The 24,013-nt window shown below is 60.0% G+C and carries 28 protein-coding genes; 14 read left to right on the forward strand and 14 right to left on the reverse strand.

Going from position 1 to position 24,013, the window contains the following annotated elements:
• Nucleotide 1: 1 nt before the first annotated feature.
• Entirely contained in the window at nucleotides 2-946 is a 945-nt protein-coding gene (locus tag A1WC_RS13350; RefSeq protein WP_012541768.1) for an L-lactate dehydrogenase, read from the reverse strand.
• A gap of 145 nt (nucleotides 947-1,091) precedes the next feature.
• Here A1WC_RS13350 and A1WC_RS13345 point away from each other — a divergent pair, with 145 nt between their 5' ends.
• Entirely contained in the window at nucleotides 1,092-1,574 is a 483-nt protein-coding gene (locus A1WC_RS13345) for a GNAT family N-acetyltransferase (protein ID WP_008804952.1), read from the forward strand.
• On the opposite strand, the gene ptrR is transcribed toward A1WC_RS13345, so the two are convergent.
• Nucleotides 1,528-2,406, reverse strand: a complete 879-nt coding sequence (gene ptrR, locus A1WC_RS13340; RefSeq protein ID WP_012968263.1) for a putrescine utilization regulator PtrR — start codon at nucleotides 2,404-2,406, stop codon at nucleotides 1,528-1,530. The two genes, A1WC_RS13345 and ptrR, sit on opposite strands and share 47 nt — an antisense overlap.
• Nucleotides 2,407-2,512: 106 nt before the next feature.
• On the opposite strand from ptrR, the gene sad reads away from it, so the two are divergent.
• The 7 genes from sad (at nucleotide 2,513) to A1WC_RS13305 (ending at nucleotide 9,687) form a co-directional block, all read left to right on the forward strand.
• Entirely contained in the window at nucleotides 2,513-3,898 is a 1,386-nt protein-coding gene (gene sad, locus A1WC_RS13335; RefSeq protein ID WP_008804950.1) for a succinate-semialdehyde dehydrogenase, read from the forward strand.
• A gap of 60 nt (nucleotides 3,899-3,958) precedes the next feature.
• Nucleotides 3,959-4,906 carry a glutaminase B gene (glsB, locus tag A1WC_RS13330; RefSeq protein WP_022065782.1) on the forward strand — a complete coding sequence of 316 codons (948 nt, stop codon included), beginning with the start codon at nucleotides 3,959-3,961 and terminating at the stop codon, nucleotides 4,904-4,906.
• On the forward strand, nucleotides 4,906-5,274 hold the full coding sequence (locus tag A1WC_RS13325; RefSeq protein WP_016160995.1) for a DUF4186 domain-containing protein: 369 nt from the start codon (nucleotides 4,906-4,908) through the stop codon (nucleotides 5,272-5,274). Before glsB ends, A1WC_RS13325 begins: the two co-directional genes overlap by 1 nt.
• Nucleotides 5,275-5,388: 114 nt before the next feature.
• On the forward strand, nucleotides 5,389-6,813 hold the full coding sequence (locus A1WC_RS13320; protein WP_016160996.1) for a GGDEF domain-containing protein: 1,425 nt from the start codon (nucleotides 5,389-5,391) through the stop codon (nucleotides 6,811-6,813).
• A 77-nt stretch (nucleotides 6,814-6,890) separates the two neighbouring features.
• On the forward strand, nucleotides 6,891-7,421 hold the full coding sequence (locus A1WC_RS13315; RefSeq protein WP_016160997.1) for a GNAT family N-acetyltransferase: 531 nt from the start codon (nucleotides 6,891-6,893) through the stop codon (nucleotides 7,419-7,421).
• 113 nt (nucleotides 7,422-7,534) lie between these two features.
• Nucleotides 7,535-8,986, forward strand: a complete 1,452-nt coding sequence (locus A1WC_RS13310; protein ID WP_016160998.1) for a tagaturonate reductase — start codon at nucleotides 7,535-7,537, stop codon at nucleotides 8,984-8,986.
• A gap of 254 nt (nucleotides 8,987-9,240) precedes the next feature.
• Nucleotides 9,241-9,687, forward strand: a complete 447-nt coding sequence (locus tag A1WC_RS13305) for a GNAT family N-acetyltransferase (protein ID WP_012968261.1) — start codon at nucleotides 9,241-9,243, stop codon at nucleotides 9,685-9,687.
• 211 nt (nucleotides 9,688-9,898) lie between these two features.
• On the opposite strand, the gene A1WC_RS13300 is transcribed toward A1WC_RS13305, so the two are convergent.
• From A1WC_RS13300 to A1WC_RS13280, 5 genes are all read right to left on the reverse strand, one after another.
• The gene (locus tag A1WC_RS13300; RefSeq protein WP_016160999.1) at nucleotides 9,899-10,279 is read right to left on the reverse strand and encodes a tautomerase family protein; all 381 of its coding nucleotides are present in this window, start codon (nucleotides 10,277-10,279) and stop codon (nucleotides 9,899-9,901) included.
• Nucleotides 10,270-10,590, reverse strand: coding sequence for a carboxymuconolactone decarboxylase family protein (locus tag A1WC_RS13295; protein WP_008804942.1), 321 nt, complete (start codon nucleotides 10,588-10,590; stop codon nucleotides 10,270-10,272). The genes A1WC_RS13300 and A1WC_RS13295 overlap by 10 nt, the downstream gene beginning before the upstream one ends.
• A 156-nt stretch (nucleotides 10,591-10,746) precedes the next feature.
• Complete coding sequence (gene tam, locus A1WC_RS13290; RefSeq protein WP_012541762.1) at nucleotides 10,747-11,508, reverse strand: trans-aconitate 2-methyltransferase; 762 nt, start codon at nucleotides 11,506-11,508, stop codon at nucleotides 10,747-10,749.
• A 202-nt stretch (nucleotides 11,509-11,710) separates the two neighbouring features.
• Complete coding sequence (locus A1WC_RS13285; protein WP_008804940.1) at nucleotides 11,711-12,001, reverse strand: hypothetical protein; 291 nt, start codon at nucleotides 11,999-12,001, stop codon at nucleotides 11,711-11,713.
• A gap of 216 nt (nucleotides 12,002-12,217) precedes the next feature.
• On the reverse strand, nucleotides 12,218-13,405 hold the full coding sequence (locus A1WC_RS13280; protein WP_008804939.1) for an MFS transporter: 1,188 nt from the start codon (nucleotides 13,403-13,405) through the stop codon (nucleotides 12,218-12,220).
• Between the two features lie 229 nt (nucleotides 13,406-13,634).
• Between A1WC_RS13280 and A1WC_RS13275 the strand changes: the two genes are divergently transcribed.
• On the forward strand, nucleotides 13,635-14,081 hold the full coding sequence (locus A1WC_RS13275) for a VOC family protein (RefSeq protein WP_016161000.1): 447 nt from the start codon (nucleotides 13,635-13,637) through the stop codon (nucleotides 14,079-14,081).
• A 38-nt stretch (nucleotides 14,082-14,119) separates the two neighbouring features.
• Here A1WC_RS13275 and A1WC_RS13270 read toward each other — a convergent pair whose 3' ends face one another.
• Nucleotides 14,120-14,545 carry a VOC family protein gene (locus A1WC_RS13270; RefSeq protein WP_016161001.1) on the reverse strand — a complete coding sequence of 142 codons (426 nt, stop codon included), beginning with the start codon at nucleotides 14,543-14,545 and terminating at the stop codon, nucleotides 14,120-14,122.
• A 208-nt stretch (nucleotides 14,546-14,753) separates the two neighbouring features.
• Here A1WC_RS13270 and A1WC_RS13265 point away from each other — a divergent pair, with 208 nt between their 5' ends.
• Nucleotides 14,754-15,911 (forward strand): YbfB/YjiJ family MFS transporter, encoded by a 1,158-nt coding sequence (locus A1WC_RS13265; protein WP_008804936.1) that lies wholly within the window; start codon nucleotides 14,754-14,756, stop codon nucleotides 15,909-15,911.
• Here A1WC_RS13265 and A1WC_RS13260 read toward each other — a convergent pair.
• Nucleotides 15,908-16,753 carry a LysR substrate-binding domain-containing protein gene (locus A1WC_RS13260; protein ID WP_016161002.1) on the reverse strand — a complete coding sequence of 282 codons (846 nt, stop codon included), beginning with the start codon at nucleotides 16,751-16,753 and terminating at the stop codon, nucleotides 15,908-15,910. The genes A1WC_RS13265 and A1WC_RS13260 overlap by 4 nt on opposite strands.
• Nucleotides 16,754-16,842: 89 nt before the next feature.
• Here A1WC_RS13260 and A1WC_RS13255 point away from each other — a divergent pair, with 89 nt between their 5' ends.
• On the forward strand, nucleotides 16,843-17,901 hold the full coding sequence (locus A1WC_RS13255; RefSeq protein WP_012968253.1) for an NAD(P)H-dependent flavin oxidoreductase: 1,059 nt from the start codon (nucleotides 16,843-16,845) through the stop codon (nucleotides 17,899-17,901).
• Nucleotides 17,902-17,911: 10 nt separating this feature from the next.
• Here A1WC_RS13255 and A1WC_RS13250 read toward each other — a convergent pair whose 3' ends face one another.
• From A1WC_RS13250 to A1WC_RS13235, 4 genes are read right to left on the reverse strand one after another with little or no spacing between them, the layout of a single operon-like run.
• A complete protein-coding gene (locus A1WC_RS13250; protein ID WP_004217626.1) occupies nucleotides 17,912-18,571 on the reverse strand; it encodes a methionine ABC transporter permease in 660 nt (219 codons plus the stop codon).
• The gene (locus A1WC_RS13245; RefSeq protein WP_008804932.1) at nucleotides 18,568-19,359 is read right to left on the reverse strand and encodes a methionine ABC transporter ATP-binding protein; all 792 of its coding nucleotides are present in this window, start codon (nucleotides 19,357-19,359) and stop codon (nucleotides 18,568-18,570) included. Before A1WC_RS13245 ends, A1WC_RS13250 begins: the two co-directional genes overlap by 4 nt.
• Nucleotides 19,356-20,162: a MetQ/NlpA family ABC transporter substrate-binding protein gene (locus A1WC_RS13240; RefSeq protein WP_002904638.1), complete on the reverse strand. Its 807-nt coding sequence runs from the start codon at nucleotides 20,160-20,162 to the stop codon at nucleotides 19,356-19,358. Before A1WC_RS13240 ends, A1WC_RS13245 begins: the two co-directional genes overlap by 4 nt.
• A gap of 23 nt (nucleotides 20,163-20,185) precedes the next feature.
• Entirely contained in the window at nucleotides 20,186-21,214 is a 1,029-nt protein-coding gene (locus A1WC_RS13235; RefSeq protein ID WP_016161003.1) for an isopenicillin N synthase family dioxygenase, read from the reverse strand.
• A gap of 283 nt (nucleotides 21,215-21,497) precedes the next feature.
• Here A1WC_RS13235 and A1WC_RS13230 point away from each other — a divergent pair, with 283 nt between their 5' ends.
• The 3 genes from A1WC_RS13230 (at nucleotide 21,498) to A1WC_RS13220 (ending at nucleotide 23,027) form a co-directional block, all read left to right on the forward strand.
• Nucleotides 21,498-21,761: a VF530 family DNA-binding protein gene (locus A1WC_RS13230; RefSeq protein WP_002904643.1), complete on the forward strand. Its 264-nt coding sequence runs from the start codon at nucleotides 21,498-21,500 to the stop codon at nucleotides 21,759-21,761.
• Nucleotides 21,762-21,782: 21 nt separating this feature from the next.
• A complete protein-coding gene (locus A1WC_RS13225) occupies nucleotides 21,783-22,094 on the forward strand; it encodes a cupin domain-containing protein (RefSeq protein ID WP_016161004.1) in 312 nt (103 codons plus the stop codon).
• Nucleotides 22,095-22,271: 177 nt separating this feature from the next.
• Nucleotides 22,272-23,027: a VOC family protein gene (locus A1WC_RS13220; protein ID WP_008804929.1), complete on the forward strand. Its 756-nt coding sequence runs from the start codon at nucleotides 22,272-22,274 to the stop codon at nucleotides 23,025-23,027.
• A gap of 9 nt (nucleotides 23,028-23,036) precedes the next feature.
• Here the strand turns inward: A1WC_RS13220 and A1WC_RS13215 are convergent, their stop codons facing one another.
• Nucleotides 23,037-23,981 (reverse strand): AraC family transcriptional regulator, encoded by a 945-nt coding sequence (locus tag A1WC_RS13215; protein WP_008804928.1) that lies wholly within the window; start codon nucleotides 23,979-23,981, stop codon nucleotides 23,037-23,039.
• Nucleotides 23,982-24,013: the final 32 nt, after the last annotated feature.

Below are 24,013 nucleotides of genomic sequence, written 5' to 3' on the forward strand. Positions count from 1 at the left end.
GTCAGGGCAGACGGGCGATATTGGCCTTGATCACCGCTATCGACTGACTGAACTTCGCCTGCTCCTCGGCGGCCAGCTGCAGTTCAATAATCTGCTCCACGCCACCCTGGGCCAGCACCGCCGGCACCCCAGCCGCCGCGCCGCTGACCCCGTATTCACCGTCAAGAATGCAGGAGACCGCCAGCGCGCGGTGGCTGCCGGTGAAGATATTGCGGCAGATCTCGGCGATGGTGCCTGCCACGCCATATTCGGTGCAGCCTTTACCCGCGTAGATCTCAAACCCCAGTTTTCGTACTTTTTCGGCCATTGCCTCGCGGTCGAGCGGGTGGCCAGTGCGCTGCTGGTAGAGGTCGGCGATCGGCGAGCCATACACCGAGGAGTGTGACCATACCGGAAACTGGGTATCGCCATGCTCGCCGAGGATAAAGGCGTCGATGCTCTGGGCGCCAATATCCAGTTCCTGCGCCAGCAGGCGACGCAGGCGGGTGGTATCCAGCCAGACGCCGGTGCCCAGCACCTGACTGCGCGGCAGGCCGGAGAGCTGCCATACCTGCCAGGTGATGATGTCGCAGGGGTTGGTGGCCACCAGAAAGATGCCGTTAAACCCGTTGGCCATCATCGTCGGCACAATACTTTTCACAATCTTCGCCGTCGTGGTCAGTTCATCCAGCCGACTCTGACCGGGGCGCAGCGCACCGCCGGAAACGGTGATCACCGCGATATCGACATCAGCGCAGTCGCTGGCTTCCCGGGTGGAGATGGTCATCATCCCCGGCAGATAGGCCGCGGCATCGCTGAGATCCTGGGCATGGGCCTCGGCGCGCTGTTGGTTAAGGTCGACGAGGATCAGCTCCTCGCAAATGCTCTGGTTGAGCAGGGCGTAGGCCGCCGACGCGCCGACATTGCCGGCGCCAATAATCATCACTTTACGGGCTTTGGTGTGCATATTCAGATCTCAAGTACGAACGGCAGGGGATAAAATTACTGTGTTTCAGCGAGTTAGCGCAAGAGGTGGGCAGCAATATAAGTTAATGCTATGGCGGAAACGGGCCGAGGGCGCGCTACAGTGGCGTAAAAAAAGGAGTTCACCTATGTATACCGTTACCGACATCGCCCCCACCGACGCAGAATTTACCGCCCTGATTGCCGCTCTCGACGCCTGGCAGGAGACACTCTATCCGGCAGAGAGCAACCATTTGCTGGACCTCAGCCAGCTGCCGCCGCAGACGGTGATCGCCCTGGTCATCCGCAGCGCGCAGGGCGAGGCCGTTGGCTGCGGGGCTATCGTCCTCAGTGAGGAAGGTTTCGGCGAGATGAAGCGGGTCTATATCGATCCGCAGCACCGCGGACAGCAGCTGGGAGAAAAGCTGCTGGCGGCGCTGGAAGCGAAAGCGCGCCAGCGCGACTGTCATACGCTGCGGCTTGAAACCGGTATCCATCAGCATGCGGCCATCACCCTCTACACGCGCAACGGCTACCAGACCCGCTGCGCGTTTGCGCCGTATCAGCCCGATCCGCTCAGCGTGTTTATGGAGAAACCGCTGTTTGCCGATCTTCGTTCAGCAGCGCTATAAACGCCTCCAGCTGGCGGGTTTTGGCGCCCCGGCGCCACACCAGCCAGGTGGTTAACCAGCGCCACTCTTCGGCCAGCGGCCAGGCGGAAACCTGCTGATGACCGGGCATACTCTCCAGCATACTGCGCGGGATCAACGCCAGGCCCGCGCCGGCGATCACGCAGGCCAGCATCCCATGGTAAGACTCCATCTCGTGGATCCTGCCCGGGGTTGCTCTGTCGGCATGGAACCAGCTCTCAAAATGCCGGCGGTAGGAGCAGTTGGCGCGAAAGGCGTAAACGTTGGCCCCGTTCACTTCGCTGGCGCGGGCGATGGGCGCGTGGCCGTACGGGGCGACGATCATCATCTCTTCCGGGAACACCGGCAGCCCCTCCAGACCCGGATGCACCAGCGGGCCGTCAACGAACGCGGCGCTCAGGGCGCCCTCCAGCACGCCGTCGATCATCGTCCCGGAAGGGCCGGTGGAGAGCGCCAGGTGAATTTTCGGGTAGCGCTGATTAAAGTGGGCCAGGGTGGTGGGGATCCGTACCGCCGCGGTGCTCTCCAGCGAACCAAGAGAAAACAGTCCCTGGGGTTCATCGCCTGCCACCACCATCCGCGCCTCGTCCACCAGGGCGAGGATCTGCTGGCTGTAGCGCAAAAAGCTGTGTCCCGCAGGCGAGAGGCGCAGGCGCTGGTTCTCGCGGATAAACAGCTCTACGCCGAGGTCTGCTTCCAGCTGGCGGATGCGGGTGGTGAGGTTGGACGGCACGCGATGCACTTTCTGCGCCGCCTGGGTAATGCTGCCGGTGGTGGCGACAGCGTTAAACATCTCTAGCTGAGTCAGGTCCATACTATTCTTCTTTTGTGAATGCGTTGCTTAATATTATTCATTTTCAATGAATGGAAAGGTAAGCCAGAATACGGTTACTTCGCAAGCAACGAGAGAGAGAATAACGATGAATTTATCTGCAACGCACGCGGTTTCCGTCAACCCGACTACCGGTGAGGTGGTCTCCTCGCTGCCCTGGGCCAGCGAACGCGAGGTCGATGCGGCTATCGCTCTCGCCGCGGCAGGCTATCGCCAGTGGCGTCAGACGCCGCTCGCCGAGCGCGCTGATGCGCTGCGCCGCATCGGGGCCGCGCTGCGCGCCCGCGGGGAAGAGGTGGCCCAGATGATCACCCTCGAGATGGGCAAGCCGATCGCTCAGGCGCGCGGCGAGGTGGCGAAATCCGCCAACCTCTGCGACTGGTACGCCGAGCACGGCCCGGCGATGCTGGCGACGGAAGCCACCCAGGTGGAAAATAACCAGGCGGTGATTGAGTATCGTCCGCTGGGCGCCATTCTGGCGGTCATGCCGTGGAACTTCCCGGTCTGGCAGGTGCTGCGCGGCGCGGTGCCGATCCTGCTGGCCGGCAACAGCTACCTGCTGAAGCATGCCCCGAACGTGATGGGCAGCGCCCGCCTGCTGGGCGAGATTTTTGCCGCCGCCGGCCTGCCGGATGGCGTGTTCGGTTGGGTGAACGCCACCAATGACGGCGTTTCGCAGATCATCAATGATGACCGCATCGCGGCGGTGACCGTCACCGGCAGCGTCCGCGCCGGCAAGGCGATTGGCGCCCAGGCGGGGGCGGCGCTGAAGAAATGCGTGCTTGAGCTGGGTGGCTCCGATCCCTTTATCGTGCTCAACGATGCCGACCTGGATGAGGCGGTGAAGGCCGCCGTCACCGGTCGCTATCAGAACAGCGGCCAGGTGTGCGCCGCGTCGAAACGCTTCATCCTCGAAGCTGGCATTGCCGACGCGTTCACCCGCAAATTCGTCGACGCCGTGGCGGCGCTGAAGATGGGCGACCCGCGCGATGAGCAAAACTACGTCGGGCCGATGGCGCGTTTCGACCTGCGCGATGAACTGCACCAGCAGGTAACGGCGACCCTTGATGAAGGGGCAACTCTGCTGCTGGGCGCGGAAAAAATCGAAGGAGCGGGCAACTACTATGCGCCAACGGTGCTGGGCAATGTCACCGCCGGGATGACCGGTTTTCGTCAGGAGCTGTTTGGTCCGGTAGCAACCCTGACCACCGCTCGCGACGCTGACCATGCGCTGGCCCTCGCCAACGACAGCGAGTTTGGTTTGTCGGCAACGGTCTATACCACCGACGAGGCGCAGGCCCAGCGCTTCGCCCGCGAGCTGGAGTGCGGCGGCGTCTTCCTCAACGGCTACTGCGCCAGCGACGCCCGCGTGGCCTTCGGCGGCGTGAAGAAGAGTGGTTTTGGTCGCGAGCTGTCACATTTTGGTCTGCACGAGTTCTGTAATGCGCAGACCGTCTGGAAAGACCGTCGCTAATCAACGTTAGCCCCCTGACGACCGTCGTCCACGTCTGCTATACTCGCCCACCAAATTTCGATGGTGGGCAAGGAGCTGCATGTGGCGGCGGTGATCAATAACGCAATGCTGGAAGCCATTCTGGCAGAAATCAGGCCGCTGATTGGCCGCGGTAAAGTGGCGGATTACATTCCGGCGCTGGCCAGCGTCAGCGGCGATAAGCTTGGCATTGCGATCAGTACGGTAGACGGGCAGCACTTCGCCGCCGGCGATGCGCATGAACGTTTTTCCATCCAGTCTATCTCCAAGGTATTGAGCCTGGTGGTGGCCATGAACCACTATCAGGAAGAGGAGATCTGGCAGCGGGTGGGGAAAGATCCGTCCGGCCAACCCTTTAACTCCCTTTTGCAGCTGGAGATCGAGCAGGGCAAACCGCGAAACCCGTTTATCAACGCCGGGGCGCTGGTGGTCTGCGACATGCTGCAGAGCCGGCTCAGCGCCCCGCGTCAGCGGATGCTGGAGATTGTCCGCCGCCTGAGCGGCGTGGCCGATATCGCCTACGATCCGGTGGTGGCCCGCTCTGAGTTCGAGCATTCGGCGCGCAACGCCGCCATCGCCTGGCTGATGAAATCCTTCGGTAACTTCCATAACGACGTCGCCACCGTGCTGCAGAACTATTTCCACTACTGTTCGCTGGAGATGAGCTGCGTTGAGCTGGCGCGAACCTTCCTGTTCCTCGCCGATCGCGGTATCGCCCCGCACCTGGAGGCACCGGTTATCGCGCCCATTCAGTCCCGTCAGGTGAATGCCCTGATGATGACCAGCGGCATGTACCAGAACGCCGGCGAATTCGCCTGGCGCGTTGGCCTGCCGGCGAAATCGGGCGTCGGCGGCGGAATTGTGGCGATTGTGCCGCAGGAGATGGCGATCGCCGTGTGGAGCCCGGAGCTTGATGACGCCGGGAACTCGCTGGCCGGCGTGGCGCTGCTGGAAAAACTGACTCAGCGGATGGGGAGGTCGGTGTTCTGATGGTTGAGCAGGATCGGTTGTTTGCCCGTCTGGCGCGCTCGACGTTTCGTTCACGCTTTCGACTCGGGGTCAAAGAGCGGCAATACTGTCTTGATAAGGGGCCGGAGATCATCGACCAGCACGCTGGGGATTTTATCCGCCAGCGGCTGGCGCCCGCCGAACCGATGAACGACGGTAAGCAGACGCCGATGCGCGGCCATCCGGTATTTATCGCCCAGCATGCGACCGCCACCTGCTGCCGCGGCTGTCTGGAAAAATGGCACGCCATTCCCCACGGCCGCGCGCTGAGCGAGCAGGAGCAGCGCTATGTGGTGCAGGTGATCCATCACTGGCTGGTGCTGCAGATGAACGGCCCGTCTGTGCGGTAATCTGCATTTGATCGGCGCCGGAGTATGCCTGATAAATATTCTCATGTTATGATAATCCGCTAACTAATTATTAACATAATAATTGCCTGAAACAATTAGACGGATAATTACTGAATGTCTTCACTGTCGATTCGGTCATTTACGCTGTTTCGTGAAGAGCAGCCCGTGCGCGACGCACTGGTATTATTCACGTTAACGCTACTACTGCATTTTCTGGGGGCTATGCTGCGCCTGGTGCAGGAGCTCTCATTCTTCTGGCCGCTCAATGCCGTGATGGCCGGGATCTTTGCGCGCTATGTCTGGCTTAATCGCAGCTATTTTTATGCCGTCTGTTTTGCGGCAATGCTGGTTTATGACGGACTCACTTCGCGCTGGGGGATGGGCTTTGCCTCATTGCTGATTAATTTCTCCAATATTGTCTTTATTGTGGTGCTGGCGCAGCTGGTGCTGTGGGATAAGCGACGCGCCGACTCCATGCCCGGCCCGATTAATGCGCTTAATTTATTCTGTTTTTGCCTGTTTGCCGCCTTATTGTGCGCCGCCGTCGGCGCCCTGGGGTCGGTGGATGTTGAACGCGCCACCTTTATTCCCCAACTGGCAGACTGGTTTAGCGAACAGTTCTCGACAGCGGTGCTGATCCTGCCGTTTATTCTGACCCTGACGTTGCCTTCGGCATTAAGCGGTTTTCGTTTTCGCCAACTGCTGCCCGCGCTGGCGCTGGTGCTGTCGATAGCCCTCGGCGTGGCGGTGGGCGGCGCCGGCAGCATTACCTTCCCGTTGCCGGCCCTGATCTGGTGCGCCGTTCGTTATCCGCTGCCGCTGACCTGCCTGTTAACCTTTCTCACCGGCATCAGCGAGATATTGCTGGTCGCCAACTCGTTAATTCACTTTTCGCCGGATGCGCGAATGCAGCCGTGGCAGCTGTTCTCCACCCGCCTCGGCATTGCCGCTATGCTGATTAGCCCGGTGATTGTCGCTTCCAGTGTCGAAGCGATTAACACGCTGGTGAAACAGCTGGCCCTGCGCGCCGATTTTGATTTTCAGACCCGGGTGTATTCCCGTTCCGGACTGAGCGAGGCGCTGAAGCGTCAGGCGTTGCCCGCCGATAAGCTGCTGACGGTGATGGTGCTGGATATCGATGGCTTCAAACGGGTGAATGATGCTCTGGGCCATGAAGGCGGCGATTGCGTATTGACCCAGTTTGCCCAGCAGGTTCGGCAACTGGTGGACGAGCAGGGGATGGTTGCCCGCATTGGCGGTGAAGAGTTTGCGGTGGCGGCGGTCGTCGACAGTACCCAGCAGGGCTATTTACTGGCGGAAAAAATCCGCCATGGGGTGGAGTCGCAACCCTTCGGCCTGGGGCAGAATCCAATCCACCTGACCATCAGCATGGGGCTGGAGACGCGCGAGGTGGGGTACGCTCGCATCACGGAGCTGTTTAACCAATTGCTGATGGCGGCAGACGAGGAGATGGTCAAAGCCAAACAGACCGGTCGCAATCGCATCTGTATGCCAGCGCTAACCGAAAGTGCACCATAAGAAAATCCTATACGGAATCCGCTTGTGTTAATTTTTGGTTAAAAACATAGTGATGTGGTCAATTACAGGGAGCTTCCATGACCACATCCTTTTCACTGCGCACGCTGTCGCGTGACGATATTCTGCACCACCTCCCGGCATTAAGCGATATCCTGGCAAGCTGCGTCAACGGCGGCGCCTCGGTAAGTTTTATGCTGCCCTTTAGCGCGCAGACGGCCACCACTTTCTGGCAACAGACCGCCGACAGCGTGGCGGCCGGCGAGCGCATCGTACTGGTGGCCCTCGACGCCAGCGAGCAACCCATCGGTACCGTGCAACTTATTACCCGCCAACCGGAAAACCAGCCCCATCGTGCGGATGTCGCCAAACTTTTGGTTCACCAAAATGCCCGTCGCCAGGGGATTGCCAACGCGCTGATGAGCGAGCTAGAGCATGTTGCCCGACAGGAAGGGAAGACGGTGTTGGTGCTGGACACGGCAGCCGGTAGCGGGGCGGAGCAGTTCTATGTCCGCTGTGGCTGGGAAAAAGTGGGGGAAATCCCGCGCTATGCGCTGATGCCTGACGGAGAGATGACCGCCACCTCACTGTTCTATAAGTTTTTGCCCTGACGGTCGCTATTGCAGAATGCTTTGATCAAAACGGGGTTTCACTGGTAGAAAAACCTGATAACTTATTGGACCAATTACTCAGGTTGTATGACTACTATTAGAGGGAACCCATTGTGAAAACATTAAACCGTCGTGATTTCCCCGGCGCGCAGTACCCTGACCGTATCATCCAGTTTGGTGAAGGCAATTTCCTGCGCGCATTCGTTGACTGGCAGATAGATCTCCTCAACGAGCATACCGACCTGAATGCGGGCATCGTGGTCGTCCGTCCTATTGCGACGGATTTCCCGCCTTCACTGAGCACCCAGGACGGCCTTTACACCACCATTATTCGCGGTCTGAACGAGCAGGGTGAGGCGGTGAGCGACGCGCGCCTGATCCGCTCGGTCAACCGGGAGATCAGCGCTTACGCTGACTTCGACGCTTTTTTACGTCTGGCGCATAACCCGGAGATGCGGTTTGTCTTCTCCAATACCACTGAGGCGGGCATCAGCTATCATGCCGGGGATCGTTTTGACGACGCGCCGCCGGTCAGTTATCCGGCGAAACTGACGCGCCTGCTGTTTGAACGCTACCAGCATTTCGCCGGTGCGGCCGACAAGGGATGGGTGATTATTCCCTGCGAACTGATCGATTATAACGGCGAGGCGCTGCAGGCGCTGGTGCTGCGCTATGCTGCTGAGTGGCAGCTGCCGCAGGCCTTTATCCGCTGGCTGACCTCGGCGAATACCTTCTGTTCAACGCTGGTGGATCGCATCGTAACCGGCTATCCGCGTGATGAAGTGGCGGCCCTTGAGGCACAGACTGGCTATAAAGATGCCTTCCTTGATACCGCCGAGCATTTCTACCTGTTTGTGATCCAGGGGCCTGCCTCGCTGGCGGCCGAGCTGCGTCTCGATAAACTGCCGCTGAATGTGCGCATTGTGGACGATATCAAGCCGTATAAAGAGCGCAAAGTGGCGATCCTCAACGGGGCGCATACCGCGCTGGTGCCGGTGGCCTTCCTGGCCGGGATCGACACCGTGGGTGAGGCGATGAACGATGCGGAGATTTGCGCGTTTGTCGAAAAAGCGATTTATGACGAGATTATTCCGGTGCTGGATCTGCCGCGCGATGAGCTTGAGTCATTTGCCAGCGCCGTGACCGGGCGCTTCCGTAACCCGTATATTAAACATCAGCTGCTCTCGATTGCGCTCAACGGCATGACCAAATACCGCACTCGCATTCTGCCGCAACTGCTGGCAGGGCAGCAAAAGAGTGGGCAACTGCCGCCGCGGCTGACTTTTGCCCTGGCAGCACTGATCGCCTTTTACCGGGGAGAGCGGGAGGGTGAACGCTATCCGGTACAGGATGACGCCGAATGGTTGACGCGATATCAGACGCTGTGGGCCCGGCATCGGGATCGCCAGATGAGCACCCGCGAGCTGGTGACTGCGGTACTCAGCGTAGAGGCTCATTGGGAACAGGACTTGAGCCAGATCCCGGGTCTGGTGGAGCAGGTGACTGCCGACCTCGATGCTATCCTGTCCCGCGGTATGTGCGATGCTGTACAGCCTTTGTGCTGATAGCGGACGTCATTCACCCGGCTGCGGCCGGGTTTTAAAGCTACCTCATTAGTTACAACATACTTTTTATCATAGTTAACAAGCCGGTCTGTTACTCCGCTGCGAAAAAAGCCTTTTAGTGCCAAATCGCCCCTTCAGGGAGAGAATTGCCGCTAAGCCGCTTGAACATATGCCTGTGCAGGAAAATAATGGTTCGAACCCATTTTCCCTGCCAATGTTCGCAGGCTAATTCATTCATCTGTAAGGAAACTCGCATGGTCATCGATATCCGGGAAATACGGCCGCACGACAAAGCCGAATGGCTTAATCTCTGGGAAGGCTATACCCGCTTCTACGGCAGCCCGCAGCCGGAAGAGGTGACCGAATGCACCTGGCAGCGAATGCTGGACATGAACTCCCCGGTGCTGGGCAGGGTGGCTGTGGTCGATGATACGGTGGTGGGGTTCGCCATCTGCATTCTTCACGAGGGAACCTGGGTCACCACGCCCATCTGCTATCTGGAGGATCTGTTTGTCGATCCTGCCTTCCGTGGACAAGGCATTGCCAGAACAATCATTAAGTCGCTGCAAACCGAAGGGGCAGACAAAGGCTGGTCGCGGCTGTACTGGCATACGCGCCGTGATAATCCCGCCCGTCATCTGTATGATGAGTTTACCCCGGCTGACGATTATGTGCGCTACAGGATCACGCTTGGGTCCTGAAGCGGTAAGAGGTTGTTAAGCTTTTCCCGCTATAACAGGGGAAACCGGCTCAGGAGAAGCAACGATGGAAAAACGTCTCGACACAGTGGTCAATCTGATTATGTTTCTTTCACTATTGGCTACGGCCTGGGATCTCTCACTGGTGCATCATCTCGCCTGGTAGCAAATAATATAGTGCTGAAACGCGGCGCCTCATGCGGCGCCGCCGGCGTTATTCAATAGCCATCCTCCCTGCGCTAAAACTCCAGTCCTCCTGCTGATTAAACTGGATAACCACCATCACGTCCTGCGGGCTGACCGCCATCTCATCGGCTAACCGCGCACAGAGCCGACGATAAAGCCCCTGTTTCTGCGCCCGGCTGCGCGGTTTACCGGCGAAAATATGAAACAGCACGAAGCGGGCGCTGCGTCCGTCGCTGAGGTAGTTCGGGTCGTAAATGCGCTGCTCGTCGGCGGCCTGCTCGATAAACTGAAATTTATCTGCTGACGGCACGTCGAACTCTGCCACCAGACATTCATGAAAGAGCGCCGACAATTGAGCAAACTCCGTGGGACGCCAGGCCGTGCCAAGCGATATGCGGGTCAGGGGCATGGTGTCTCCTGCTCATTCAGACAGGTCAGGGCGCTGGCCGCCGCTGGCCAGCCGGCATAGAACGCCAGGTGGGTGAACAGCTCGACGATTTCGGCCTGGCTCAGGCCATTTTGATAGCCGAGAGCGATATGCCACGGCAGTTGCTGGGTTTTACCCAGCGCCGTCAGGGCAGAAAGGGTGATCAGGCTCCGTTCGCGGGGCGACAGATCGCGGCGAGCCCAGATATCACCAAACAGTACCGTTTCGGTCAGTTCGGCCAGTTTTGGCGCAATGGCGGCCAGGGTGTTGCGATTAACAGCGCTATTTTCCACAGTGACTCCCGTTATTGGGTGTTGAGATGGCAATCACTGTCGCATGCCGGGAAAGAGGTTGAATATCGCAATGTTCAGGATGTTTCATCCTGATAAGCAGGACGATTTTTCGCCCTGTTTTCCATACCCATTACCACGCTTACGAGCTCATTCCGGTTAGACGTCGATTTTTCGCGCCACGATAAACAACCTGGGGAATCGCAGGAGCACCTTTCCGTTACACTGTAACGGATAGTGTTCGGCCAGTAGTTCGACATAGCGTGTCAGAAATGCGTTTCTGGACTGCTCGTCCAGGCCGGCCAGATAGGGACGCAATCCGGTCCCCTGCAACCAGTCGCTTATCGCCTGATGGGAAGCGAGGGGATGAAAATAGGTGGTGCGCCAGATATCAACTTCACAACCCTGACGGGTCAGCATGTCATACCAGGCGTCCGGCGGGAGTAAGGGCTGGCGCCCGCGGTCCGGTAATCCCTGCTCGTCGGCGACCTGGCGCATCAGGGTATGCGAAGGTTCCTGCCAGTTATCCGGCATTTGCACGGCCAGCGTTCCGTTGACGGCCAGCTGCGCCACCAGATGTGGAAACAGCGTCTCATGATCCGCCAGCCACTGCAGAGAGGCGTTCGCATAGATCACGTCTACCGGTTGCGCAGGCCGCCAGCGGGCAATATCGGCGTCGATGAACTCACAGTCGGGTAAGGCCTGTGCCGCCTGAGCCAGCATGGCCGGGGAGTTATCGATACCGGTGATTGCCGCCAGCGGCCAGGCGGCGCGCAGCAGGCGGGTGCTGTTTCCCGGCCCGCAGCCAAGGTCGACAACGTGCTCAACCTGCAGATGGGCAATACGCGAGAGCAGGTCGGCCGCGGGGCGGGTACGTTCAGCGTCAAATTGCAGATACAAAGAAGGGTTCCAGTCAGCCATAGCGCGGTCCTGTGTGAGGGAAGACTGGGCAAAGCATAGAACGCTACTGGCAGCCTGTCAGCCGCCGAATGTTACCAGCGGTAACCCACTTCGTGACAGTGTCACAAAAAGAATAAACATCAGTGGGCTTTTCGCGTCTGGTCGGTACGCTCAGGGAGGCGGTGGGATGGACAGTCACTGCGCCCGTTGCGGGCGCAGTGACTTATTCGGCGTTCTTGAGCGCTTCAGCGCGGCTGGCGGTGGCGTAAACAAAATCCAGCATCGGTTCGAGATCGGTGTCGTAACCGGCCTGAATGATTTTACCTCGCAGCCATTCAATTTCGCTGGTGATATCGGGCGGGAAGATGTTGTTATCCTGCGCCCGGCGCAGCCATTTCAGCAGAAAGTTATTCTTTCCTCTGATACCGCCCGATTTTTTCGACTTTCCGTGCATCTTCAGCGCGACCAGGACGCAGTAATAGAAATGAACGCGCTGATTAAAACTTTGGTGCATGTCTGTGTTTCCCGCCAGAATCAGGAATTCACCGTGTGGGTCAGTGATTCGGATTGGACTACGGCGCCGGGCTGGATCGTTGTGCGATCTCTGTTGTTCTCCGCTACCGTCCTTGCATCTGTTGTCAGACGCTGAGGAGGATGTTGGCATGGAAGCCGAATCGTCGTCAATTGCCGATTCGTTTTTTGCCCGCGGCGATCCGCGGGCCAGGGCTGACTACGTTCCTGAGACGGCTCGCTGTTGTCGCTGGACGCGTAAAATGAGCAGGAAAGCGAACACCACGACAATCGCCGCCAACAGATATAGCGTGGCGAGGTCGTAGAAGCCGGCGACCCATCCGGCCAGCGGCCCGGTGAGTCCCAGCGCCAGGTCAAGAAACGCCGAGTAGGTGCCGAGGGCGGTCCCCTGGTTTTGCTCTTCCACCTGTTTGACTGCCTCGACCCCTAGCGCCGGGAAGACCAGGGAAAAACCCGAGCCGGTGAGAAAGGCGCCGACGCCAGCCACCCAAGCTGACGGCGCCAGCCAGATCAGCAGCAGGCCGAGACACTCGATCACAAAGCAGACCAGCGAGACCGGGACCCCGCCATAGCGGGTAATGGTATTTCCCAGCACCAGGCGGACGCAGATAAAGCCGACGCTGAACAGGGAGAGGGTAAACGCCGCGCCCTGCCAGCTGTGCGCCGCAAAATAGAGGGTGATGAAGGTGGCGATAACGCCGAAGCCAACGGTACCAAAGGCCAGCCCCAGGCCATAAGGCCAAATTTTTCGTACCACTGCGTGAAAGGGCGCTCTGACACCGGCAGTCACGCTGACATCCTGGCGGGTGCGGGCGAACAGCAGGCCGATGGCGGCCACCACCACCACCACCGTGGCAAATCCGCTAATGCCGAAATAGTGGTTAAGGGTGACCCCCAGCGGCGCCCCGATCGCCATGGCGACATAGGTTGCCACGCCATTCCAGGAGATCACCCGCGAGGTATGGATCGCGCCGACGGTTTTGATCCCCCAGAGCGTGGCGCCGGTCGCGGTAAAGCTCTCGCCGACACCAAGAAACACCCGGCCCGCCAGCAGCGCGGCGATGGCCAGCATCGGCGTCGCCTGCAAAAGCACCGCCAGCAGGGTGAATGCTCCGCTCAGCAGACAGCAGATGATCCCGAGACTGACCACTTTTTTCGGGCCCCAGATATCGGTATAGCGCCCGGCGTGCGGTCGACTGATCAGCGTTGAGATGTATTGCAGGCTGATCACAATCCCGGCGACAAAGGTGCTGTAGCCCAGCTGATAGTGAATGTATCCCGGCAGTACGGCCAGCGGCAGGCCGATGGAGAGATAGCAGATACAGGTGAAGACAACGATCGAAATGATGCGCAAATTGAGTTGCGTGGTGCTGACGGAAGTGCTCATAGGGATAAGTGATTAATACAAGGGATGTTTAGCATAGCGCGCCGCGAGGACGCTGGCGAGTCGCGAGGGCGTTTTATCTGTCACCGATGAAGTCGCCGTCTGTACGAAGGGGCGCAACGGTCTGTACCGTCGATGATGTTGTGAATGCGCCCGCCATTAATCGGGTTTGCCGCTGGCGCCTGCGTACGGGCATGATGGCGTTAGCTTACCGCCGCGTTCAGGAGAGAACATGTCCCACGATTTCGCTGATATTGACGTTTTGTTCATTGCGGGCTTCGGTCCCATCACCCGCAGCACGTCGCAAAGCCGTGACTTCTATTGTCAGGCGTTGGGTTTGCCGCTAAAGCCGATGCCGGGTAACGAGGCGTATCTCCTCAGCGAGCAGGATGCCATCGGCGGGGTGAAACATTTCGCGCTGTGGCCGCTGGCGCAGGCGGCGCAGTCCTGCTTTGGTCAGGACCAGTGGCCGGAGACGGAGCCGGTGCCGCAGGCATGGATTGAGTTTGAGGTCCGCGACCTTACTGCGGCGACGGCGCGGCTGCAGCAGCGGGGATACCGCCTGCTCGTCGCGGCGTGCGACGAACCGTGGGGACAGACGGTCACCCGATTGCTCAGTCCGGAAGGGCTGCTGCCCGGGCTCACGGTGACGCCGTGGCTGCGGGCGGAAGAGCCATAGCGCCCGCGCCGGACGCGGTGCAGGACACACAGGAGAGGTTATTGATTCTCCTCGTGATCGGAAGCGCTTCGTACTTCTCCCCAGGCGCGGTTTTGCAACACGGTGCGATAGCCGTCGCGGTCGACGAAAGTAACGCCATTGACTTCCCAGTAAGGGTTAAACGCCGTGACCCGCAGAAAGCCGGCGGCGTCCATGGCGGCGCACTGTGCTTGCCATTCCGCCTGCTGTGGGTAATACAGCACCAGCAAATCTTCATCTCCTGGCGAGGGAGTGACGGGATGGTGGCGACAGTGGGTGAATTCCAGATGCCAGCCCGCGTCGGGCGCGCCGAGCATAATCCCGCTGAATCCTTCATGATCGGTAAAGCTGCCGAGTTGCTGAAGCCCCAGCCCGGCGCAATACATGCTGGCGGTGGCGTCCAGTTCACTGACCGGTCTGGCAATACGCATATGGCTGAACAACATAATGGCTCCCGTTAGCAAAAGCTCAAGTTGATACTGTACCGGTAAATCGGCCCGGCGTGTGTTAAGACGTGCCCGGGCGCCATTTTCTCTCTGTCAATACCATAGCGGATTAACGTCCGCCTTGCGCCGACATTCTCTCTTAATCATAATAAAAAAAGAATTATAAAATACTATTGTTCTTAATATGAGAATCATTGTGAGGTGGTGGATGAATAACAGATCGCGCCAGGCCATATGGCTGGCACTGGCTGGGTCGATAGTACTGATGATCGGCATGGGCTACGGGCGCTTTGCCTTCACCGGCGTGCTGCCGCTGATGCTTAATGAAGGTCTGTTGACCCTGCACCAGGGCAATCTCGCCGCGTCGGCCAATTACGCTGGTTATCTGGTCGGCGCGTTGCTGCTGGCGCGGGTGCAGCCTGGGGCCGCCAGCCGACTGAGCATTATCTCCGCCGGGTTGACCATCGCCAGCCTGGCGCTGCTGGCCTGGGTGAGCTCGCCGTGGACCATTATTGCGCTGCGCGCCGTCGCCGGCGCGCTGAGCGCGATAACGCTGATTGCCGGTTCGCTGTGGCTGCTGGAACATATGGGCCATCATCACGGGGCGCCGTTGCTGTATGCCGGGGTGGGGCTGGGGATATTTATCTCTGCGGAGGGGATCGCCCTTGGACATGCCCTGAGCCTCACCAGCCAGCAGATCTGGCTGCTCTGCGCATTATGCGCCGGTCTGCTGCTGGCGCTGGCGATCCGTTGGCTGCTGACTCCGCCGGCTGCACTGGTGAGGGTTTCCCATGTTGAGACCTCCTTGCCTGAGGCCGGGAGCGATACGCGTCGCGCGGCGTGGCGACTATTGATGGTTTACGGCCTGGCGGGCTTCGGCTATATCATCACCGCCACTTATCTGCCGTTGTTTCTGTCCGGTTCGCTGCAGAGCGTTGACCCGGTCCATCTGTGGGCGCTGTTTGGTCTGGCGGCCGCGCCGTCCTGCCTTATCTGGCATAAGCTGGTGCTAAAGTGGGGGTACCGGCAGGCGCTGACCCGCAACCTGATCGTCCAGGCGCTTGGCGTGATCCTTCCAGCCTGCAGCGCTTCACTGCTGTTTTGCGTGCTAAGCGCGCTATTGGTGGGCTTTACCTTTATGGGCACCGTCACCATTGCGCTACCGAAGGCGAAAAGTCTCAGCCATCAGGTGAGCTTCAATATGATTGCCGCGATGACTGCACTGTACGGCGTGGGACAGATTGCCGGGCCGCTTATCGCCGGCGCGCTGTATCAGATCGCGGCTTCATTTAACCCGGCGCTCTATGCTGCGGCGCTGGCGCTGCTGATTGCCGCAGGGCTGGTCTTTACCGAACGCCGGGCTTAGCCAATCGCCACGCTTTGCAGCAGCTTGCGCCACTCGCTCAGAGCGGGGGCGTTCAAGCCGCTGCGCCAGATAAGCTGGGTGGTCGCCTCGCACAGCGGTTCGCTAAGGCAGTTTTCGGGAAGCGTCATCTGCGACAGCACGCTCTGCGGCAGCAGGCAGGCGTAGCGTCCGGAAGCCACGCAGGCGAGCATGCTGTGATAGGAGTTGACCTCATGCACCTCGACGGCCGCCTGCTGCTCCGCCAGCCAGCGTTCGCCCAGCGCGCGGTAGCTGCAGCCGCTGGCGAATGCCGCGAACCGCAGCGGGCCCGGGGTCTGCGGACGGACCAGCATCAGCGTTTCATAAAACACCGGGGTGCATGCCAGCTCGGCGGGACAGGCCGGTTGACCATCGGCCCCAGGCGGCAGGCAGACCAGCGCGGCATCGAGGGCGGCGGTTAACACTCCCTCGGTTAACTGGCGGGTCGGTTGGGTGATGAGGGTGATATCCACCTGCGGGCACCGTTGTTGAAAGCGGGTTAGCAGCGGCGGCAGCCGGCTGGCGGCGGTCGCCTCCATCGCGCCCAGACGCAGACTGCCGCCTGGGGTTGTCGGATGCAGAGCCTGCTTTGCCTCTTCCGCCAGGCTCAGGATCCGCCGGGCATAGCTGAGAAACTGTACGCCTGCCGGGGACAACACCATTTTTTTGTTGCCGCGAACGAAGAGCTCAACGGCAAGCTCCTCTTCCAGCTGCTGAATGCGGGTCGTGATATTGGACTGTGCGCGGCCCAGCCGTTTTGCTGCCTGGGTGACGCTATGCGTTTCTGCCACCTGAATGAAGATCTCTAGTGTGCTGTGGTTCATATTTTTCTTCTCAATACGATAATGATGTTGATCTTACCATCTTTAAAGGAGATGGTAAGCCTCCGGCACCGCTAATGCATGAGGAAACCATGAGCAACCCGCTGCTTTCGCTTATTGATATTGATTATCCCCTGATTCAGGCCCCGATGGCGGGCGTCTCCACCCCCGCGCTGGCTGCCGCGGTAAGTCATGCCGGCGCGCTGGGCTCGCTGGGGCTGGGTGCTTCAACCGTTGCCCAGGCGGAAGCGATGATAGTCGCCACCCGCCAGCTGACGGACCGTCCGTTCAATGTCAATCTGTTCTGCCATGCGCCGCCCCGGCGCGACGCCCGGCGGGAAGCCGACTGGGCAACAACTTTACGACCCCATTTTGCCCGCTATGGCAGTACGCCACCGGATTCGTTAAGCGAGATCTACCAGACATTTATCGGTCATGCGCCGATGCTGGAGCTGCTTCTCGACCTGTCGCCGGCGGTGGTGAGTTTTCATTTTGGTCTTCCTGAACGTGAGACGATCCAGCGTCTGCGACAGCAGCGGATTGTCACCCTGGCGACGGCAACCTCGCTCCAGGAGGCGCTGCTGATTGAACAGCAGGGGATCGACGTAGTGGTCGCTCAGGGCTATGAGGCGGGCGGGCACCGGGGGATCTTTGCTCCGCAGGAGCCTGATGCCCAACTGAGCACCTTCACCCTGGTGCAACTTCTGCGGCGTCGGCTAACCATCCCGGTGGTAGCCGCCGGGGGCATCATGGACGGGGCGGGGATCACCAGCGTAATGCAGTTGGGGGCGCAGGGCGTTCAGCTCGGTACGGCGTTTTTACTGTGTCCGGAATCGGCCGCCGACGCCGGTTATCGCGCGGCGATCAACAACAGCATTGACGGACGTACGGTGCTGACCTCCGCGATATCCGGGCGTCCGGCACGCTGTCTGGCGAATGCCTTCTGTGCGCTGGGGGAAGCCTGTCCGGCGAGCGCCGTGCCGGATTATCCGCTGGCGTATGATATCGGCAAAGCGCTGGCCGCCGCCGCGAAAGCCCAGGGCGTTCATGAGTATGGCGCCCACTGGGCCGGGCAGGGTGTGGGGTTGATCCGCGAGTGTGACGCCGCCAGTCTGGTTCGTCAGCTGGCGGCAGAGTGCGGCTGGAACTAGTGTCTGACGGTTAGCGACGGTGGGCCAGGCTGCGCACCAGCCGATCGCCGGCCATTTGCACGCCCTGGACCATCGCCACCAGGATCAGCACCGTGCCAAACATGACTTCATTATTAAACCGCTGATAGCCGTAGCGGATGGCGAGGTCGCCGAGTCCACCGCCGCCGATCACACCGGCCATGGAGGAGAAACCAATCAGCATCACGATGGTCAGCGTGATCCCGGCCAGCAGCGTTGGCAGGGCTTCCGGCAGCAGGGATTTAAAAATCACGTGCCAGACGTTACCGCCCATCGACAGAATGGCTTCGATTCTCCCGTAGTCCACCTCGTCGAGCGCGTTTTCCGTCAGACGGGCAAAGAACGGAAAGGCGCCGATGGTCACCGGCACGATGGCGGCGGTGCTGCCCAGCGTGGTGCCGACGATCAGGCGGGTAAAGGGGATCAGGGCGATCAGCAGCACGATAAACGGCAGCGACCTGCCGATGTTGATCACCGCGCCTAACAGCGCGTTCAGTTTCGGCATCGGCGCCAGCCCGTTGGCGCGGGAAATAAATAACAGCACGCCGGTGGGCAGCCCGATCAGAACGGTAAACAGGGCCGCCAGGCCCACCATATAAAGCGTATCCAGCGTGCCGTCGAGTAATAACGGCCACAAATCTTCCCAGCTCATGCTACTCCGCATAATGGCCTCCCCTGAACGCCGTGACGGGTAAGAAAATCTTGTTCAGCCTGCGGGTCGTGCAGCAACGACTGGCGCAGCCGCGACCATGGGGTCACCAGCAGGTCGGCGAGTTTACCGCTCTCGACAATCTCGCCCTGTTCCAGCAGCGCCGCGTGGTCACAAATGGTTTTCACCACCTCCAGCTGGTGCGTAATCAACACGATGGTCAGATTGAGGCGCTGGTTAATATCCGCCAGCAGGGCCAGCACCGAGGCGGTGGTCTCGGGATCCAGCGCACTGGTCGCCTCATCGCACAGCAACACTTCCGGCCGGGCGGCCAGCGCCCGGGCGATGCCGACGCGCTGTTTTTGCCCACCGGAAAGCTGCGACGGGAAGGCGGCGGCCTTTTCGCTGAGATCCACCAGCTCCAGCAGTTCGCGCACCCTGGCCTCGCGAGCGGCCCTCGGCACTCCGGCAATCTCCAGCGGCACCGCGATGTTGTCAGCGACGGTGCGGGCATGCAGCAGATTGAAGTGCTGGAAAATCATCCCGGTGCGCAGGCGATAATCCCGCAGCGCCGCCTTGTTCAACTGGGTAATATCCTGTCCGTTCACCAGAATGCGGCCCGAGGTGGGCCGCTCCAGTAAATTAAGACAGCGGATGAGCGTACTTTTGCCGGCGCCACTGCGCCCGAGAATGCCGTATATTGCCCCTTTCGGTATCTGCAACGCGATATCGTTCAGCGCCGGTCGGCCGGTTCCGGCGTAGGTTTTGCTCAGCCCTTCGATGGTTATCATGACTGAGGGGCCACCGGGATCACCGAGCCGTTGTAGGTTTTACGGATAAACTCCGCCACCTGCGGTGACGTCAGATCTTTCGCCAGCGCCTTAATGCGCGGGTCATTCGCCAGGGCTGGGGTGGTCACCAGAATATTGGCGTACGGATTATGCTCGGCGCTTTCCAGCCCCAGGGCATCTTTCGCTGGCACCAGGCCGGCTTCCAGCGCGTAGTTACCGTTAATCACCGCCAGGTCGACATCGTCGAGGGAACGCGGGATCTGCGGTGATTCAATCTCCAGAATCTTCAGGTGTTTCGGGTTCTCGACAATATCCTTCGGCGTCGCCAGGGTGGTGGCCGGGTCGGTAAATTTGGGATCCAGCTTAATAAGCTTCTGCGCCTGCAGCAGGAACAGCGCCCGGCTCAGGTTGGTGGTGTTATTCGGCACCGCTACGGTGGCGTTTTCCGGCAGTGATGAGAAATCTTTATGCTTATGCGAGTAAATTCCCAGCGGCTCAATATGCACGGTGGCCGCGACGGCAAAGGTTTTACCCAGCGCTTTTTCCTGATCCTTCAGATAGGGAACATGCTGGAAGTAGTTGGCATCCACATCGCCACTGGCCAGCAGTTCATTGGCGTTGACCCCGCTGGTCAGCTCCACCACCTTCAGATCGAGGCTGGGATCGATTTTTTTGATGTAGTTGAGGATCTCCGCGTGGGGAACCGGGTCCGCGGCGACGCGCAGCGCGGCAGCCTGGGCAGACGTCCATGCCAGAGAAAGAGACAGTGCGACCCCTGCCAGTTTAAAAGCGGCATATTTCATGGTGTGTTCCTTTTTAGTTATGGTTAAACGATCAATTGCTCGGCGCGTTCGCGAAACACGTCCTGATAGTAGCGTTCCGCCACGTCCGGATGGGAACGCAGACGGCCCTTGAGATAATTCCAGCCGACATCGCGTAGCAGCGGATTGTGCGGGTCGCTGTCCGGACCTCGCGCTTCACGCGCCAGTTCGGGCGGCAGGGTGTAAACCGGCACCACCGCGTCAAGCTGGGCGCCGAGGAAGAAAGCGATGGAGAGGCGCTGCTGCTGCGCCGGCGGCGACACCACGCGATGGACGGTGGCGCGCAAATACCCGTTGGTCGCCAGCTCCAGCAGTTCGCCAATATTGACCACAAAGCTGCCGGCCAGCGGCACGGCGTCGATCCATTGTCCAGGCGCGACCTCTACCTGCAGTCCTTTCTGTTCGTCCTGCAGCAGGAAGCTGAGGAAACCGGAATCTTTATGGGCGCCGACGCCCTGGCTGCTTTGGGTCTCCTGCTGGCCGGGATAGCGGATCAGTTTGATATGCTCGTTGGGTTTCTCGCCGTAGAGCCGGTCAAAGGCATTCTCCGGGAGCTGCAGGGCTTCGGCAAAAGCGCGCAGCAGGCGGATGCCCACCTGGGTCATCTGCTGTTGCCAGTGAAGTAACACCGGTTTAAGCGACGGCAGGGCGGCAGGCCACAGATTCGGACCCTGCAGGCGCTGCCAGCGCGGGGCGTCGTCGCTGAGGGTCAGCGCCGGACGTTCGGCGCCGATATCAAACTGCTCTCGCCAGTCAGGCTGGCCGCGCGTCAGCTCTGAGGCCGCGCGGTTATAGCCGCGAAAATGGGGGGAGTGGATCATTGCCACCTGCTGTTTCTGCGCCTCATCGAGAGCAAAAAAGCGTTGAGACTGGCGCTGAACTTCATACTGAAGCGCGTCGTCCACACCGTGGTTGATCAAATAGAAGAAGCCGATGTCGCGGGCGGCGTGACGCAGGTCGGCCAGGAAGGCCGCTTTATTCGCGGGGTCCGCGTAGCGGGCCAGGTCGAGAATCGGCAGGGTGGTCGCGTTCATTGTGTTCTCCGAAAACGGGGTAATAAGTTATGGGTTGATTCAGGTTCAGGGTTCGGGCACAACAGCAGCGCATGGTGATTTCCTCTGTCCGGGGCTGAACACAGCTTGCCTCAAGGCCAAATAAGCAACCAATAACGTTATTTTCTAATTTATGACCGCGCGGGGTTCAGTGCTTTTGCGTTAAATAGATATAGGCGCAAAGCGCGTAATGAAGCCGGTTGCGCCCGTCGGTCAGAGCCAGTAAGGTAGGCGCACTTTTTTAATGCGGAACGGACGTATCGTAATGCACAGCTCGAAAGATCCCCTGCACGGCGTGACGCTGGAAGCGTTGCTCAATGCCCTGGTGGCGCGCTATGGCTGGGCGGAAATGGCCCGCCAGGTCAACATTAACTGCTTTAAAAGCGATCCCAGCATTAAGTCCAGCCTCAAATTTCTCCGCCGGACGCCGTGGGCGCGCAAAGAGGTTGAGGCCATGTATCTCGCCTCCCTTGATGATGACGCGCCGGTGGAGAAAGCGGATCCCTGGGCAAACTGGCAGAAAAAATAACCCTTACCACAGGACACCATCATGCAGAGCTGGAGCAGTAAAGATTTCACCGCCGACCGCCCGTGGGGCGCGCTGGATATCGCCAATTTTTCCGGGACCACCGTGCGTCTGCACTGGACCGACCAACCCTATATCTGGCACATCAACGATGGTCAGGAGGTGTTTGCCGTGATGGATGGTCAGGTGGCGATGCATGTGAAAGTCGACGGCGAGGAGCAGGTCATCATGCTGAACGCTGGCGATATCTTCTACGCCGAAGTGGGATGCGAGCATGTCGCCCATCCGCAGGGGGCGGCGCGTATTCTGGTGATCGAGAAAGAAGGGTCGGTCTGATCCCTCCGGCGGGCGGTTCTTAGCCCGCCGTTTCATCACCGGTTAGACTCAACATACCGCGTTGATATAAATCACTTATCCAGCTTTCGATATATTTAATTCTTGTTTGCCATTCCCTTCACCCCAGCACTATCTTTTGCCGCAGGCGCCTGAACAGGCACAATCGCGGGAGAGATCATGGCAACCTTGCAGTGGGACCACGCAGTACAGTTTGTGAATCAGCCGGAAGCGGCCATTCAGACCTTTGCCGACCAGCAGCTGCGGGCGGTGGCCGGAGGGCGACATCCGGGGTGGGGAACCCGCAATGCGCTGAGCTATTTTGGCCTGACCTATATCGAATTCCTCGCCATTTCCGACACGGACGAACTGCGCGCCGCGACGGACAGGTTCCTGCTTTCGCGGGATGCCGAGCGGTTGCTGCCGGAGAACGAAGCGCTGTTTCGGGTGGCGCTGCGCAGCGACGACATCGAGGCCACTCATGACCAGTTGCGTCGCAAGGGGTTGGCGGTATCACCGATTGTCGATGGTCAGCGCAACGATCCGCAGGGCAATATCATCCGCTGGCGGATCTTCACCATCGATGGCGACACTGACGGGCTGGTCTATCCATTTGTGCTGCAGTGGGGAGAAGACGATACCACCCGGCTGGCGCGGCTGCGCGCTCAGGAACTGGACGTGCCGCACCCGCTGGGCGACATTGCGCTTGAGCAGGCGGTGTTCGAGGTGGTCAATCCGCAGGCGGTACGCGATCGCTGGCAGGCGCTGCTGGGCTTCCCGCCACAGGGGGAGCAGGGACTGGACGTGGGCGGCCAGTGGTTTACTTTCCGCGAAGGACCCGCTAACCAGCTGACCGAACTGGTGTTTCGCGTCGCCAACCCGGCGCTTAAGGGGCAGCGCTTTCGCGTCGGCAACGGCGTGTATCGCTTTACATAAAAGCTGAATCTAGCGTGCTGTGGCGCGCAGGGCCCCCGGCGGCTGGCCGGTGATGCGTTTGAAGGCCCGGCTGAAGGCCGCCAGCGATTGATACCCGAGGCTGAAGGCGACCGTTTCCAGCGCCTGGCCTTCGTGGGTGATGTACTGCACCGCCAGCCGCATACGCAGCTCGGTCAGATAGCGGGCGGGGGTGGTGTCTGTCGCGGCGAGAAAACGTTCCGCGAACAGCGAGCGTGAAAGCCCCGCCTCCCGCGCCAGATCTTCCACTTTCCAGTTGACCCCCGGGCGCTGATGCATGGCATAGATCGCTTTTGCCAGCCGGGGATCGCGCAGGACCTGTACCCAACCGGTGGCGTTGCCACATCCGCACTCGACCCAGCCACGGACAATCAGCGCGGCCACCACGTCCGCCAGCCGGGCGAGGATCCCGGCATAGCCTACCTGGCGGGTGAGGGATTCCCGCTCCATCGCTACCAACAGCGGCTGGATCTCCGGCCAGGTGTTTAGCAGGCTGCTGACCCGCATCACCTCGGGCATGGCCTTCACCAGCGGCTGCATGCCGCCGAGCTCAAAATCCATACAACCGCTGAAAATGACGGCGCGCTCCGGGCAGTCCGGGCGGCCGCCGGCGTTGATACAGCTTACCGTGCTGCACACCGTTTCGCTGGGCAGCTGGGCCACATTGACCACCGTGGCCTGCGGATCAGAAAGCAGGGCGTGCCCGTCGCCGTTGGGAATAAACAGTGCATCGCCGCTCTCGAGGGTGAACTGTTCTCCGCTGGCCATGCGCAGCAGCACCGGCCCGCGGCTGATGAAATGGAACTGGGCTTTACCCGCCACGGCGCTAAAGCCGACGCCGAACGGGCGTGCGGTTTCGATGCGCCGGTAGTTAACGCCGGAGAGGCGCATCCCGCGCAACAGTTCGCTGGTCAGGTCGATGCCAGGCTGGCTCATGGTAATTCCGGACGAATAATCAATAACTGAAG

It is taken from the genome of Klebsiella sp. KTE92 (genome assembly GCF_000398905.1).
Lineage (GTDB): Bacteria > Pseudomonadota > Gammaproteobacteria > Enterobacterales > Enterobacteriaceae > Klebsiella > Klebsiella variicola.

What these genes read in the sequence shown, in the direction of transcription:
- A1WC_RS13245 (WP_008804932.1), bottom strand. Translation starts at nt 19,359, where the DNA reads ATGATAACCATCGAAGGGCTGAGCAAAACCTACGCCGGAACCGGCCGA.
- A1WC_RS13220 (WP_008804929.1), top strand. Translation starts at nt 22,272, where the DNA reads ATGGCAACCTTGCAGTGGGACCACGCAGTACAGTTTGTGAATCAGCCG.
- A1WC_RS13280 (WP_008804939.1), bottom strand. Translation starts at nt 13,405, where the DNA reads ATGAGCACTTCCGTCAGCACCACGCAACTCAATTTGCGCATCATTTCG.
- A1WC_RS13250 (WP_004217626.1), bottom strand. Translation starts at nt 18,571, where the DNA reads ATGAGCTGGGAAGATTTGTGGCCGTTATTACTCGACGGCACGCTGGAT.
- A1WC_RS13350 (WP_012541768.1), bottom strand. Translation starts at nt 946, where the DNA reads ATGCACACCAAAGCCCGTAAAGTGATGATTATTGGCGCCGGCAATGTC.
- A1WC_RS13325 (WP_016160995.1), top strand. Translation starts at nt 4,906, where the DNA reads ATGGTTGAGCAGGATCGGTTGTTTGCCCGTCTGGCGCGCTCGACGTTT.
- A1WC_RS13215 (WP_008804928.1), bottom strand. Translation starts at nt 23,981, where the DNA reads ATGAGCCAGCCTGGCATCGACCTGACCAGCGAACTGTTGCGCGGGATG.
- tam (WP_012541762.1), bottom strand. Translation starts at nt 11,508, where the DNA reads ATGGCTGACTGGAACCCTTCTTTGTATCTGCAATTTGACGCTGAACGT.
- A1WC_RS13300 (WP_016160999.1), bottom strand. Translation starts at nt 10,279, where the DNA reads ATGCCCCTGACCCGCATATCGCTTGGCACGGCCTGGCGTCCCACGGAG.
- A1WC_RS13260 (WP_016161002.1), bottom strand. Translation starts at nt 16,753, where the DNA reads ATGAACCACAGCACACTAGAGATCTTCATTCAGGTGGCAGAAACGCAT.
- A1WC_RS13285 (WP_008804940.1), bottom strand. Translation starts at nt 12,001, where the DNA reads ATGCACCAAAGTTTTAATCAGCGCGTTCATTTCTATTACTGCGTCCTG.
- A1WC_RS13255 (WP_012968253.1), top strand. Translation starts at nt 16,843, where the DNA reads ATGAGCAACCCGCTGCTTTCGCTTATTGATATTGATTATCCCCTGATT.
- A1WC_RS13235 (WP_016161003.1), bottom strand. Translation starts at nt 21,214, where the DNA reads ATGAACGCGACCACCCTGCCGATTCTCGACCTGGCCCGCTACGCGGAC.
- A1WC_RS13305 (WP_012968261.1), top strand. Translation starts at nt 9,241, where the DNA reads ATGGTCATCGATATCCGGGAAATACGGCCGCACGACAAAGCCGAATGG.
- A1WC_RS13320 (WP_016160996.1), top strand. Translation starts at nt 5,389, where the DNA reads ATGTCTTCACTGTCGATTCGGTCATTTACGCTGTTTCGTGAAGAGCAG.
- A1WC_RS13225 (WP_016161004.1), top strand. Translation starts at nt 21,783, where the DNA reads ATGCAGAGCTGGAGCAGTAAAGATTTCACCGCCGACCGCCCGTGGGGC.
- ptrR (WP_012968263.1), bottom strand. Translation starts at nt 2,406, where the DNA reads ATGGACCTGACTCAGCTAGAGATGTTTAACGCTGTCGCCACCACCGGC.
- A1WC_RS13270 (WP_016161001.1), bottom strand. Translation starts at nt 14,545, where the DNA reads ATGTTGTTCAGCCATATGCGTATTGCCAGACCGGTCAGTGAACTGGAC.
- A1WC_RS13275 (WP_016161000.1), top strand. Translation starts at nt 13,635, where the DNA reads ATGTCCCACGATTTCGCTGATATTGACGTTTTGTTCATTGCGGGCTTC.
- sad (WP_008804950.1), top strand. Translation starts at nt 2,513, where the DNA reads ATGAATTTATCTGCAACGCACGCGGTTTCCGTCAACCCGACTACCGGT.
- A1WC_RS13345 (WP_008804952.1), top strand. Translation starts at nt 1,092, where the DNA reads ATGTATACCGTTACCGACATCGCCCCCACCGACGCAGAATTTACCGCC.
- A1WC_RS13265 (WP_008804936.1), top strand. Translation starts at nt 14,754, where the DNA reads ATGAATAACAGATCGCGCCAGGCCATATGGCTGGCACTGGCTGGGTCG.
- A1WC_RS13240 (WP_002904638.1), bottom strand. Translation starts at nt 20,162, where the DNA reads ATGAAATATGCCGCTTTTAAACTGGCAGGGGTCGCACTGTCTCTTTCT.
- glsB (WP_022065782.1), top strand. Translation starts at nt 3,959, where the DNA reads ATGGTGGGCAAGGAGCTGCATGTGGCGGCGGTGATCAATAACGCAATG.
- A1WC_RS13315 (WP_016160997.1), top strand. Translation starts at nt 6,891, where the DNA reads ATGACCACATCCTTTTCACTGCGCACGCTGTCGCGTGACGATATTCTG.
- A1WC_RS13230 (WP_002904643.1), top strand. Translation starts at nt 21,498, where the DNA reads ATGCACAGCTCGAAAGATCCCCTGCACGGCGTGACGCTGGAAGCGTTG.